11 protein-coding genes are annotated in these 13,140 nt (G+C 61.2%); 4 read left to right on the forward strand and 7 right to left on the reverse strand.

Annotated features, from left to right (window positions below):
* Window positions 1-40 precede the first annotated feature (40 nt).
* The gene (locus tag K9857_RS26115) at window positions 41-1,714 is read right to left on the reverse strand and encodes a putative bifunctional diguanylate cyclase/phosphodiesterase (protein WP_224540767.1); all 1,674 of its coding nucleotides are present in this window, start codon (window positions 1,712-1,714) and stop codon (window positions 41-43) included.
* Between the two features lie 265 nt (window positions 1,715-1,979).
* On the opposite strand from K9857_RS26115, the gene rep reads away from it, so the two are divergent.
* Complete coding sequence (gene rep / locus K9857_RS26120) at window positions 1,980-3,989, forward strand: DNA helicase Rep (RefSeq protein WP_224540770.1); 2,010 nt, start codon at window positions 1,980-1,982, stop codon at window positions 3,987-3,989.
* Window positions 3,990-4,046: 57 nt separating this feature from the next.
* A complete protein-coding gene (locus tag K9857_RS26125) occupies window positions 4,047-4,619 on the forward strand; it encodes a xanthine phosphoribosyltransferase (RefSeq protein WP_224540772.1) in 573 nt (190 codons plus the stop codon).
* A gap of 138 nt (window positions 4,620-4,757) precedes the next feature.
* Here K9857_RS26125 and K9857_RS26130 read toward each other — a convergent pair whose 3' ends face one another.
* The 5 genes from K9857_RS26130 to dadA all read right to left on the reverse strand — a co-directional run bounded on the left by K9857_RS26130 (window position 4,758) and on the right by dadA (window position 10,595).
* On the reverse strand, window positions 4,758-6,677 hold the full coding sequence (locus K9857_RS26130) for an acetyl-CoA hydrolase/transferase C-terminal domain-containing protein (protein ID WP_224540773.1): 1,920 nt from the start codon (window positions 6,675-6,677) through the stop codon (window positions 4,758-4,760).
* 136 nt (window positions 6,678-6,813) lie between these two features.
* Window positions 6,814-7,227 (reverse strand): c-type cytochrome, encoded by a 414-nt coding sequence (locus tag K9857_RS26135; protein ID WP_318011780.1) that lies wholly within the window; start codon window positions 7,225-7,227, stop codon window positions 6,814-6,816.
* 182 nt (window positions 7,228-7,409) lie between these two features.
* Window positions 7,410-7,958 (reverse strand): cupin domain-containing protein, encoded by a 549-nt coding sequence (locus K9857_RS26140; protein WP_224540775.1) that lies wholly within the window; start codon window positions 7,956-7,958, stop codon window positions 7,410-7,412.
* 128 nt (window positions 7,959-8,086) lie between these two features.
* Complete coding sequence (alr, locus tag K9857_RS26145; protein ID WP_224540777.1) at window positions 8,087-9,160, reverse strand: alanine racemase; 1,074 nt, start codon at window positions 9,158-9,160, stop codon at window positions 8,087-8,089.
* A 130-nt stretch (window positions 9,161-9,290) separates the two neighbouring features.
* On the reverse strand, window positions 9,291-10,595 hold the full coding sequence (dadA, locus tag K9857_RS26150; protein ID WP_224540779.1) for a D-amino acid dehydrogenase: 1,305 nt from the start codon (window positions 10,593-10,595) through the stop codon (window positions 9,291-9,293).
* 157 nt (window positions 10,596-10,752) lie between these two features.
* Here dadA and K9857_RS26155 point away from each other — a divergent pair, with 157 nt between their 5' ends.
* Window positions 10,753-11,241, forward strand: coding sequence for an Lrp/AsnC ligand binding domain-containing protein (locus K9857_RS26155; protein ID WP_077044780.1), 489 nt, complete (start codon window positions 10,753-10,755; stop codon window positions 11,239-11,241).
* A gap of 65 nt (window positions 11,242-11,306) precedes the next feature.
* Here the strand turns inward: K9857_RS26155 and K9857_RS26160 are convergent, their stop codons facing one another.
* On the reverse strand, window positions 11,307-11,660 hold the full coding sequence (locus K9857_RS26160; RefSeq protein WP_224540782.1) for a YkgJ family cysteine cluster protein: 354 nt from the start codon (window positions 11,658-11,660) through the stop codon (window positions 11,307-11,309).
* Between the two features lie 145 nt (window positions 11,661-11,805).
* On the opposite strand from K9857_RS26160, the gene K9857_RS26165 reads away from it, so the two are divergent.
* A complete protein-coding gene (locus K9857_RS26165) occupies window positions 11,806-13,098 on the forward strand; it encodes an NAD(P)/FAD-dependent oxidoreductase (protein WP_224540784.1) in 1,293 nt (430 codons plus the stop codon).
* Window positions 13,099-13,140: the final 42 nt, after the last annotated feature.

Below are 13,140 nucleotides of genomic sequence, written 5' to 3' on the forward strand. Positions count from 1 at the left end.
CTTCGCGGGCAAGCCTCGCTCCTACAAGAGTTATTTGTGGTTAGACCACGACTTCCAATACCGGCTGCTGATTGCTGCCAAACGTCAGGTATTCCACCAGATCCGCCAGCGCCAGCGGCTTGCTGATCAGATACCCCTGCACCTGATCGCACTCAAACCCGCGCAACAACTCCATCTGCTCCGGCGTTTCCACACCTTCGGCCACCACTTCGAGGTTGAGGTTGTGCGCCAGGTTGATCATGGCGTGCACCAGTTTGCGGTTCTCCTCACGTTGCTCCATGCCGCCGACAAAGCTCTTGTCGATCTTCAGCAGTGTGATCGGCAGGCTGTTGAGGTGCACAAAGGACGAAAACCCGGTGCCGAAATCGTCGAGGGAGAAGCGCACGCCCAGGCGCCCGAGCGCGTCCATGGTCTGCTTGACCAGATCGCTGCGGCGCATGACCGCGGTTTCCGTCAGTTCGAATTCCAGCCATTGCGCCTCGACGCCGCGCTCGGCAATCAGCCGGCTCAGGGTCGACAGCAGCTGGCTGTCCTGGAATTGACGGAACGACAGATTGATCGCCATGTGCAACGGCGGCAGACCCAGTTCCAGAAGCGCCTGCATGTCGCGCAGGGCCCGGGATATCACCCAGTAACCCAGCGGCACGATCAGGCCGCTCTGCTCGGCCAGTGGCACGAACTCGCTAGGCGGCAACAGGCCGCGCTCGGCATGGCGCCAGCGCACCAGGGCTTCGAGGCCGACGATCTGACCGTCTTCGAGGTTCAGGCGTGGCTGGTAATGCAGTTCCAGCTCATCGCGGCGCAATGCCCGGCGCAGCTCGGTTTCGAGGTCGGCGATGCTGCGGGCATTGCGGTTGATGCGTTCGTTAAAGATGTGAAAGGTACAGCCCTGAGTGCTCTTGGCCTGCTGCATGGCGATGTGGGCGTGCCACATCAGCGGATCGGCACCGCCCTGGGCCCGGGCGTGGGCGATGCCCAGGCTGGAACCGATCAACAGGCTTTCGCCGTCGACCCAGTAAGGTTCAGCCAGCGCTTCGGTGATGCGTTCGGCCATCCACTCCGCGCGCTGCGGGGCGCGGCGGGTGTCGATGAGCAAGGCGAATTCGTCGCTGCCCAGGCGCGCCAACTGGTCGCCGACTTCGAGCTGGCTTTTGAGCCGTGCAACCACCTGCAGGATCAGCCGGTCGCCGGCCTGATGGCCGAGGGCGTCGTTGGCGTAACGGAAGTTGTCGAGATCGAGGTGCCCCAGCGCCAGGCCGCGGCCATCGTTTTCTGCCAGTCGCGCAGTCAGCAGGGTCTGGAAGCCCTGGCGATTGGCGATGCCGGTCAGCGGGTCCTGTTCGGCCAGGCGTTGCAGAGTGGTTTCCAGCACGCCGCGCTCGCGCACATGACGCAGGCAGCGACGCAGCATGCCAGGGTCGAGATGGTCACGGACCAGCCAGTCGCTTACACCGTCGGGCGGGGTCAGGGGCTCGTGGTCTAGCAGCAGCACCGTTGGCAGACGGCAACGGCCCGGCGCCGGCTGGAGGGCCGGGATCGTCAATAACACTGCGCTGCGGTCGTCATCGAACAGACTGCTGACAGACTCCCAACTCGGTGCGCTGATGAGCACGGCCGAGCTCCCCATTGGAGCCAGACACTCGCGCAACAACGCTGCCCACGCTGGCTCTTCGGCCAATAGCAGCAAACGCAAGGGTTCGACAGGCGTAGACAAGCTAGCTCCCTAGACTCTGCAAAGATGTAGGCGACAGGCATTATGCCGATCTGACAAGCAATGACCAAATGACATCACTTATCGAACGTGCCCTTTGTATCCGGAATTACGAACATTAGCTGTTAATTCTTTGCGCATCCTGCGTGAAAGTAACAAAACCGGCAAATATGAATCGCGAGTCGCGTCACAAGTCGGAGAGAGCAGCACAATTCTCTGAGCCTGTTAAAATGCCGGCCCATTTCGTGACCGACCCCTGAATTTAGCTATGTCCCGACTCAATCCCCGGCAGCAAGAGGCCGTGAACTACGTCGGCGGCCCTCTTTTGGTGCTCGCCGGTGCCGGCTCCGGCAAGACCAGCGTGATCACCCGCAAGATCGCGCACCTGATCCAGAACTGCGGCATCCGCGCCCAGTACATCGTCGCCATGACCTTTACCAATAAGGCCGCGCGCGAGATGAAGGAACGGGTCGGGACCCTGCTGCGCGCCGGCGAAGGCCGGGGCCTGACAGTTTGTACCTTCCACAACCTGGGCCTGAACATCATCCGCAAGGAGCATGAACGGCTGGGCTACAAACCCGGTTTCTCGATTTTCGACGAGACCGACGTCAAGTCCCTGATGACCGACATCATGCAGAAGGAATACTCGGGCGACGACGGCGTCGACGAGATCAAGAACATGATCGGCGCCTGGAAGAACGACCTGATCCTGCCGGCCCAGGCCCTGGAAAACGCGCGTAATCCCAAGGAACAGACTGCCGCCATCGTCTACACCCACTACCAGCGCACGCTCAAGGCGTTCAACGCGGTGGACTTCGACGACCTGATCCTGCTGCCGGTGAAGCTGTTCGAAGATCACGCCGACATCCTGGAAAAGTGGCAGAACAAGGTGCGCTACTTGCTGGTGGACGAATACCAGGACACCAACGCCAGCCAGTACCTGCTGGTGAAGATGCTCATCGGTTCACGCAACCAGTTCACCGTGGTGGGCGACGACGACCAGTCGATCTACGCCTGGCGCGGCGCGCGGCCGGAAAACCTGATGCTGCTCAAGGAAGACTATCCGTCCTTGAAAGTGGTGATGCTGGAGCAGAACTATCGCTCCACCAGCCGCATCCTGCGCTGCGCGAACGTGCTGATCTCCAACAACCCCCACGAATTCGAAAAGCAGCTGTGGAGTGAAATGGGCCACGGCGACGAGATCCGCGTGATCCGCTGCCGCAACGAAGACGCCGAAGCCGAGCGCGTGGCCATGGAAATCCTCAGCCTGCACTTGCGCACCGACCGGCCCTACAGCGACTTCGCGATCCTCTATCGCGGTAACTACCAGGCCAAGCTGATCGAGCTGAAATTGCAGCATCACCAGGTGCCTTATCGCCTGTCCGGCGGCAACAGCTTCTTCGGCCGCCAGGAAGTGAAGGACCTGATGGCCTACTTCCGCCTGATCGTGAACCCGGACGACGACAACGCCTTCCTGCGGGTGATCAACGTGCCGCGCCGGGAAATCGGCTCGACCACCCTGGAAAAGCTCGGCAACTACGCCACCGAACGCAAGATCTCGATGTACGCCGCGACCGACGAGATGGGCCTGGGCGAGCATCTGGACAGCCGTTTCACCGATCGCCTGTCGCGCTTCAAGCGCTTCATGGACCGAGTGCGCGAGCAATGTGCCGGCGAGGACCCGATCTCGGCCCTGCGCAGCATGGTCATGGACATCGACTACGAGAACTGGCTGCGCACCAACAGCTCCAGCGACAAGGCCGCGGACTACCGGATGAGCAACGTCTGGTTTTTGATCGAAGCTTTGAAGAACACCCTGGAAAAAGACGAAGACGGCGAGATGACCGTCGAAGACGCCATCGGCAAGCTGGTTCTGCGCGACATGCTTGAGCGCCAGCAGGAAGAGGAAGACGGTGCAGAAGGCGTGCAGATGATGACCTTGCACGCGTCCAAGGGCCTGGAATTCCCCTACGTGTTCATCATGGGCATGGAAGAGGAAATCCTCCCGCACCGCTCCAGCATCGAGGCCGACACCATCGAAGAGGAACGCCGCCTGGCCTACGTGGGCATCACCCGCGCCCGCCAGACCCTGGCGTTCACCTTTGCCGCCAAGCGCAAGCAGTACGGCGAGATCATCGATTGCGCGCCGAGCCGCTTCCTCGATGAGCTGCCGCCGGACGATCTGGCCTGGGAAGGCAACGACGACACCCCGACCGAGGTCAAAGCCGTTCGCGGCAATAGCGCATTGGCAGATATACGCGCGATGTTAAAGCGCTAGAATTGACCACTTTTACATTGACCTTCGGCGCCAACGGCGCCAATTGAGGACAGCTTCATGGAAGCCCTGCACAAAAAAATCCGCGAAGAAGGCATCGTGCTTTCCGACCAGGTCCTGAAAGTCGACGCCTTTCTGAACCACCAGATCGACCCGGCCCTGATGAAGCAGATCGGCGACGAATTCGCCGCGCTGTTCAAGGATTCGGGCATCACCAAGATCGTCACCATCGAAGCCTCGGGCATCGCCCCGGCGATCATGACCGGCCTGAACCTGGGCGTACCGGTGATTTTCGCCCGCAAGCACCAGTCCCTGACCCTGACCGAAAACCTGCTGTCGGCGACCGTGTACTCGTTCACCAAGCAGACCGAAAGCACCGTGGCGATCTCCCCGCGCCACCTGACCAGCAGCGACCGCGTGCTGATCATCGATGACTTTTTGGCCAACGGTAAGGCGTCCCAGGCGCTGATTTCGATCATCAAGCAGGCTGGCGCTACGGTGGCGGGCCTGGGGATCGTGATCGAGAAGTCGTTCCAGGGCGGGCGGGCGGAGCTTGATTCGCAGGGTTATCGCGTTGAGTCGCTGGCTCGGGTGAAGTCGCTGAAGGATGGCGTTGTAACCTTCATCGAGTAAGCCGCCACACTGCAAGCCTTACCCTGTGGGAGCGAGCCTGCTCGCGATAGCGGACTGTCAGCCGATATCATTGTTGAATGACAGGACTTCATCGCGAGCAGGCTCGCTCCCACAGTTGGTTTTGTGGGTTGCCTGCTATTAGGCGGTAGCCTTCAGGCCTGTGAGCAGCAGTCGCTGAAACAGATCCTCTTTCAGCCCATCTGGCTTGCTCAGTTGCATCCTCTCCAGGTGCTCCGGAAAAGCATCCGGCGCAGGCGCATCCAGCGCCGCCTTGCCCAACTCCAGCACCTCGCTGAGCTTGAATTTGCTCTTCAACCAGTTCAGCGCCCGCAACAGATCCCGCTCCACCTCGGTGAAATCACAGCCCAGCGGATACTCCGGAAACAGATGCCCATGCCGCGCCTGAATCTCCTGCAAACGCTGCGGATGGTTGTCGGTGAACCGTGGATCGAGACAAAAATCCTTCGGCAGTTTCCCAACCTTCTGCGCCTGCTCCATCAACCCCTGCTGAAACCGTGAGTCGCTGATGTTGAGCAGCGCCTCGATTACCGCCGCATCGGTCTTGCCGCGCAGATCGGCGATGCCGTATTCGGTGACCACGATGTCGCGCAGATGCCGCGGAATCGTGCAGTGGCCGTACTCCCAGACGATGTTGGAGCTGACCACCCCACCCGACTCGCGCCAACTGCGCAGCAGCAACACCGAGCGCGCCCCGTCCAGCGCGTGCCCCTGCACCACGAAGTTGTATTGCCCGCCGACGCCGCTGAGCACGCGCCCGTCTTCCAGCTGATCCGCCACCCCAGCGCCCAGCAGCGTCATAGTGAAGGCGGTGTTGATGAACCGCGCATCTAGGCGCTGCAAACGCTTGAGCTCTTCCTGACCGTACAGCTCGTTGATGTAGCTAATGCGGGTCATGTTGAATTCGAGCCGCTTGCTTTGCGGCAACTCGCGCAACCGCTCGTAGAAACTGCGCGGGCCGAGGAAGAAGCCGCCATGCACCGAGATGCCGTCGGTCTGCGCCGCTTCATCCAGGGTGCCGACATTCGCCTGCTGCTGCGTCGATACATCCGGGTAGACCTTACGCCGCACGATGCCGGCATCGGCCAACACCAGCAGGCCGTTGACGAACATCTCACTGCAACCATAGAGGCCCCGAGCGAAAGGTTCGAGGCCACCTTCGCGTTCGATCAGCTGCGCCCACGGGCTCAGGTTCACTTCCGTCAGCAACGCCTTGTAGCCACCGTTATCGGCCTGCCGTGCCAGCAACGCCGCCGTCAGCGCATCGCCCATGGAACCGATGCCGATTTGCAGTGTGCCGCCGTCGCGCACCAAGGTACTGGCGTGCAGGCCGATGAAATGGTCCTGGAAACCCACCGGCATGTTCGGCGTGGAAAACAGCGTGGTGCTGTCCTTCTCGTCGATCAGCAGGTCGAAGGTGTCGATGCCTACCTCGGCATCGCCGGGCATGTAGGGCAAATCGTCGTGCACCTGGCCGAGCATCAGGATCGTCTCCCCGGCGGCGCGACGCTTGGCGATCATCGGCAACAGGTCGAGGGTGATGTCGGGGTTGCAACTCAGGCTCAGGCGATCGGGATGATCGGCGTCGCTGGCAACCATCTGCGCCACCAGGTTCAGTCCGGCGGCATTGATGTCCCGCGCGGCGTGGCTGTAGTTGCTGCTGACGTAATCCTGCTGGGCCGGCGCGCTGTTGAGCAGACTGCCGGGCTGGAGGAAGAATTGCTGGATGTGGATATTGCCCGGCAAGCTGTCGCGCTGAAGATCGGCAAGGAATGCGAGTTCCGGATAATCACCGAAGACCCGTTCAAGGAAAGGCTCGATAAAGCGCTTCTGCAAGCCATCGCCCAATGCCGGGCGGCCCAGACACAGGGCGGTATAGATCGTCAGTTGTCGCTGCGGCATCTGCGCGACCCGCCGATACAACGCGTTGACGAAAGGGTTGGGCTTGCCCAGGCCCAGGGGCAGACCCATGTGGATATGCGCCGGCAAGCGCGCCAACACCTCATCGACCGCCTGCTCGATAGAACATAGCTGCACCATCGGAAACTCCCTAGCATTCCATGACGTGGGGTTGGACCGAGCTTGCCGGGTCTTTGCTGCAATGAACAGGCTCGGGGCAACTTGCAGACACAAAAAAGCCGCTCGTAAGCGGCTTTTCTGGTGCGAAGCGGCAGGCTTATTTCAGGCCGGACATCTTCTGGATGGCGCCCTTTAGCTCATCATCGGAGCAATCGGCGCAGGTGCCTTTAGGCGGCATCGCGTTGATACCGGTAATGGCTTTGGCCAGGATGCCGTCGAGACCGCCCTGGTGATCGGCACGTTCTTTCCAGGCTGCGGCATCACCAATTTTCGGAGCACCCAGCAGGCCGGTACCGTGGCAAGCGTTGCAGTGCTTGGCAATCACTTCGTCCGGCGTCTTCGCAGCACCGCCACTTGCGGCAGCCGCCACTTCCATCCCCTTGCATTCCTTGCCCTGAACACACACCTGGCCGACTGGCTCGAGGCGTTTGGCAATATCGTCATTCGTCGCAGCTTGAGCGCTGACAGCCCAGAGGGCCAGTACGGTTGCTGGTGCAGCCAGCATTTTCATAATTAGGTTCACGCGTTCACCCTCAATGGTGGCTAGTCACGCCTACGGCCACGGTTCGCAGGCGGGCGCAAGTATAGCGGTTAGCCCGCGACACTGAAACAACCCCAAAGTCGAAGGGGTCTTGTTGCGCAACGGTTAAACGACTCGGGTGCCTCGGCCGTACTGGCAGGGCGCCTCTTTGCTTAAAAATTCGCGGGTGTAGCTGCGCTGATTAGTCGCGCCGGCGCATCGAACGGATTACGGAAACGATGCGGCTTGGTACTTTCAAAGTAGTAGCTATCGCCAGCTTCGAGCACAAAAGTTTCAAGCCCGACGACCAACTCAAGCCGACCTTCCACCAAAATGCCGGTTTCCTCGCCTTCGTGGGTGAGCATCTCTTCACCGGTGTCGGCGCCTGGCGGGTAGATTTCATTGAGGAAGGCGATAGCGCGGCTCGGGTGAGCGCGGCCGACCAGTTTCATGGTCACGGCGCCATCGGAAATGTCGATCAGCTCGTTGGCCTTGTAGACGACCTGGGTCGGTGTTTCCTGGAGGATTTCTTCGGAAAAGAACTCGACCATGGACATGGGAATCCCGCCCAGCACTTTGCGCAGCGAACTGATCGAGGGGCTGACGCTGTTCTTCTCGATCATCGAGATGGTGCTGTTGGTCACGCCCGCGCGTTTGGCGAGCTCACGCTGGGAAAGCCCTTTGAGCTTTCGGATCGATTGCAGTCGTTCACCGACGTCCAAAGCTTGCGCCTCCAGGAGTCAAGGTTGTTGAAATATTGATCGATATCATGGCGACAGCGTTCAGTATTTACAACACCTCGACCTGAATCCCGTTCGGCCCGGCGACTTCCGGCGGGTGCGGTCCGGCGTCAGCTCCCGGAATAGAGCATTGGCACGCGGCGCAGATTGCAGAAGATCTGGTAGGGAATGGTGCCGGCCGCGATTGCGACGTCACTGGCGAGGATGTTTTTGCCCCACAACTCCACGGTGGAGCCCAGCCCGGCCTGCGGAATATCGGTCAGGTCGACGCACAGCATGTCCATCGATACCCGGCCGATCAACTGGCTGCGCTGCCCGGCCACCAGCACCGGCGTGCCGGTCGGAGCCAGACGCGGATAACCGTCGGCATACCCCATGGCCACCACACCGACGCGCATCGGCTTGGGCGTAACGAAGCGGGCGCCGTAGCCAATCGGCTCGCCGGCCGGCAGCTCACGCACGCTGATCACTTTCGATTCCAGGGTCATCACCGGTTGCAGGCGCGAAGCCACGGCGTTGGCCTCTTCGAACGGGGTCGCGCCGTAGAGCATGATGCCCGGACGCACCCAGTCGCTCGGGATCTGCGGCCAACCCAGCACCGCCGGCGAGTTGCGCAGGCTGACTTCGGCCGACAGGCCCTGACGCGCCGCTTCGAATACCGCGACCTGCTCGGTGCTGGCCTCGCTGTTCAATTCGTCGGCACGGGCGAAGTGGCTCATCAACACGATCTTCGCCACGTTGCCGCTGGCCAGCAGACGCTGATAGGCCGTCTGATAATCCTTCGGATGCAGGCCTACACGATGCATGCCCGAATCGAGCTTGAGCCAGACCACAATCGGTTTGCTCAGCGCGGCCTTCTCGATCGCCTCGAGCTGCCACAATGAATGCACCACGCACCAGAAATCATGCTCGACGATCAGCGACAGCTCATCGGCTTCGAAGAAACCTTCCAGCAGCAACACCCGTGCGCGAATACCGGCAGCCCGCAGCTCCAAGGCCTCTTCGATGCAGGCCACGGCAAAACCGTCGGCTTCGGCCTCAAGTGCCTGGGCGCAACGCACCGCGCCATGACCATAGGCATCGGCCTTGATCACCGCGAGGGCGCGGGCACCCGTGACTTCACGGGCGATCCGGTAGTTGTGACGCAGGGCTTGAAGGTCGATCAGGGCACGGGCAGGGCGCATGGCGGCAGACTTCTGGTCGGTCGTTGGGAAGAAAAACCGGCGCTGGCTGAGGGCGTGTAAACCGCCAGTAGCGCCGGGAGAGGGATTTTGCAGGCTGGCTCAAGCAAGCGCTATCACCGAAAGCACGGGCTCACTGGTGAGCGGGTGCCGGGCTTACGTGTTTCGCCGATTCCTGTTGCTTGTTGCCATAACGGGAAATATCCAGGCCTTCGGCGCTGATCTGCGGTTTTTTCTTCGCCATCAGATCCGCCAGCAGGCGACCCGAACCACAGGCCATGGTCCAGCCGAGAGTGCCGTGACCGGTGTTCAGGAACAGGTTCTTGAACGCGGTGCCGCCGACAATCGGGGTGCCATCCGGAGTGGTCGGACGCAGGCCGGTCCAGAAGCTGGCTTCGGCCAGGTTGCCGCCCTGTGGATACAGATCGTTGACGATCATCTCCAGGGTTTCGCGGCGACGCGGGTTCAGCGACAGGTCGAAACCGGCGATTTCCGCCATGCCGCCAACACGGATGCGGTTGTCGAAACGGGTGATCGCGACCTTGTAGGTTTCGTCCAGAATGGTCGAAGTCGGGGCCATCGCCGGGTTGGTGATCGGCACGGTCATGGAGTAACCCTTGAGCGGATACACCGGTGCCTTGATGCCCAGCGGCTTGAGCAGTTGCGGCGAGTAGCTGCCCAGCGCCAGCACGTAGCGGTCGGCGGTTTCCAGCTTGCCATCGATCCACACACCGTTGATGCGGTCGCCGGCGAAATCCAGACGCTGGATGTCCTGACCGAAACGGAATTCCACGCCCAGATCCGCAGCCATTTGCGCGAGCTTGGTGGTGAACATCTGGCAGTCGCCGGTCTGGTCGTTCGGCAGACGCAGGGCACCGGAGAGGATATCGGTGACGCTGGCCAGGGCCGGTTCGACGCGGGCAATGCCTTCGCGGTCGAGCAGTTCGAACGGCACGCCGGACTCTTTCAGCACGGCGATGTCTTTTGCGGCGCCATCCAGTTGAGCCTGGGTGCGGAACAGCTGGGTGGTACCCAGGCTGCGGCCTTCGTATTCGATGCCGGTTTCCGCGCGCAGTTCGTCGAGGCAGTCACGGCTGTACTCGGACAGACGGACCATGCGCTCCTTGTTCACCGCATAACGGCTGGCGGTGCAGTTGCGCAGCATCTGGGCCATCCACAGGTACTGGTCGATGTCGCCAGTGGCCTTGATCGCCAGCGGTGCGTGGCGCTGCAGCAGCCACTTGATGGCCTTGAGCGGCACGCCAGGTGCGGCCCACGGTGAGGCATAACCCGGCGAAACCTGGCCGGCGTTGGCGAAACTGGTCTCCATGGCAGCAGCCGGCTGCCGGTCGACCACCACCACTTCAAACCCGGCACGGGCCAGATAATAAGCACTGGTGGTGCCGATGACGCCGCTACCCAAGACCATAACGCGCATTTTCATATCCCTCATCGCGGCTGACCGCTGACGTGTGAAGTACAGAGCTCTAGATGTGCGCAGTGTAAGAAAGATTGCCCAGTGATTTTCACTATATAAGCGCCTATATTTGGCGACAATTCTCGGCAAAAACCCTTTTTACGGAGGCGCATCCCCTATGCGTACCAACACTCAGACCAAGCGGGAGCTGGACAAGATCGACCGCGCCATCCTGCGGATCCTGCAAGCGGACGGGCGCATTTCCTTCACCGAGCTTGGGGAAAAGGTCGGGCTGTCGACCACGCCCTGCACCGAGCGGGTCCGGCGCCTGGAGCGCGAAGGGATCATCATGGGCTACAACGCGCGGCTCAATCCGCAGCACCTCAAGGGCAGCCTGTTGGTGTTCGTGGAGATCAGCCTGGATTACAAGTCCGGCGATACCTTCGAGGAGTTCCGGCGTGCGGTGCTCAAATTGCCCCATGTGCTGGAGTGCCATCTGGTGTCGGGGGATTTCGACTACCTGGTGAAGGCGCGGATTTCGGAGATGGCTTCGTATCGCAAGCTGCTGGGGGATATCTTGCTCAAGCTGCCCCATGTGCGCGAATCCAAGAGCTATATCGTGATGGAAGAGGTGAAGGAGAGTTTGAGCTTGCCTATTCCGGATTGAGGTTTTGGGGGGCTGTGCCGGCCCCATCGCGAGCAGGCTCGCGATAGGAGCAACTCGGTCTATATCTAGACAAGCACCTGCCGATTCGAGCCCATGTACTCGAATATCTGCTTTTCCACCCGCGGATGAATCAGCTCCGCTGGCCGCCGCCCATTGGGGCACGGCAAGGTCTGGGTGGTGCCGAACAGCCGGCAGATCAGCGGTCGCTCTTCATACACCGTGCATCCATTCGGCCCCAGGTGCACACAGTTGAGTTCTTCCATCGCCGCATCCTGCTCGGCCCGGGTCTTGCGCGGCAGGCGCGACATTTCTTCCGGCGAGGTGGTCACCGGCCCGCAGCAGTCGTGGCAGCCGGGTACGCACTCGAACGAGGGAATCTGTTGGCGCAGGGTGCGGATTTTCTGACTGTTGCAGCTCATGGAAAAGAGGACCGATGTCGAAATACGCCATGATTTTGCGGCAAATGCAGCCATCCAGACAGTGGCAACCGACCGATGTTGCCCGCTCTGGAGGTCAGGCTTATGCTCCGCCCCCTCATAGACACAAAAAATCAGGATGAAGCGCATGAATGCCCGCGCCCCGCACGTTGCTTCCTATTATGCCGCCAGCAGCTTGCAGCAGCTTGACCACCCCGTGCTCAAGGGCGACCTGGTGGCCGATGTGTGCGTGGTCGGCGGCGGGTTCTCAGGGCTCAATACCGCGCTGGAACTGGTAGAACGCGGGCTCAGCGTGGTGCTGCTCGAAGCCCGCAAGATCGGCTGGGGAGCGAGCGGGCGCAACGGCGGGCAGTTGATTCGCGGGGTCGGCCACGGCCTTGATCAGTTCGCCAACATCATCGGCACCGACGGGGTGCGTGAGATGAAGCTGATGGGCCTGGAAGCAGTGGAGATCGTCCGCCGACGAGTCGAGCGTTTTCAAATTCCTTGCGACCTGACCTGGGGATACTGCGACCTGGCCAACAAACCCCGCGATCTTGAAGGCTTCGCCGAAGATGCCGAGGAATTGCGCAGCTTGGGTTATCGCCATGAAACGCGCCTGCTGCAACCTCACGAAATGCATACGGTGGTCGGTTCCGACCGGTATGTCGGAGGTCTGATCGACATGGGCTCCGGTCACCTGCACCCGTTGAACCTGGCGTTGGGTGAAGCAGCCGCCGCGAAATTGTCAGGCGTGAAGCTGTTCGAACACTCGGCGGTGACGCGCATCGATTATGGCCCCGAGGTCCGGGTTCATGCCGCTCAAGGCTCGGTCCGCGCCAAAACCCTGGTGCTGGGCTGCAACGCCTACCTCAATGATCTGAATCCGGAGCTGAGCGGCAAAGTCCTGCCCGCCGGCAGCTACATCATCGCCACCGAGCCGTTGAGCGAAGAACTGGCGCACTCGCTGCTGCCGCAGAACATGGCAGTCTGCGATCAGCGGGTGGCGCTGGATTACTACCGGCTCTCAGCGGACCGTCGCTTGTTGTTTGGCGGTGCCTGTCACTATTCGGGTCGCGATCCGAAGGACATCGCGGCCTACATGCGACCGAAGATGCTGGAGGTGTTCCCGCAGCTGGGCGACGTCCGGATCGATTACCAATGGGGCGGGATGATCGGTATCGGCGCCAATCGTCTGCCGCAGATCGGTCGGCTCAAGGACCAGCCGAATGTGTATTACGCCCAGGCCTACTCAGGTCATGGAGTCAATGCCACGCACCTGGCGGGCCAGTTGCTGGCCGAGGCCATCAGTGGGCAGCACAGTGGCGGGTTCGATCTGTTTGCCAAGGTGCCGCACATCACCTTCCCCGGCGGCAAACATCTGCGCTCGCCGTTGTTGGCGTTGGGGATGTTGTGGCATCGGCTCAAAGAGTTGGTCTAAGGATTGGTGTCGTTCATTCCGGCCTCTTCGCGGGCAAGCCTC

The organism is Pseudomonas sp. REP124 (genome assembly GCF_020164475.1).
In the GTDB taxonomy this organism is placed as follows: domain Bacteria; phylum Pseudomonadota; class Gammaproteobacteria; order Pseudomonadales; family Pseudomonadaceae; genus Aquipseudomonas.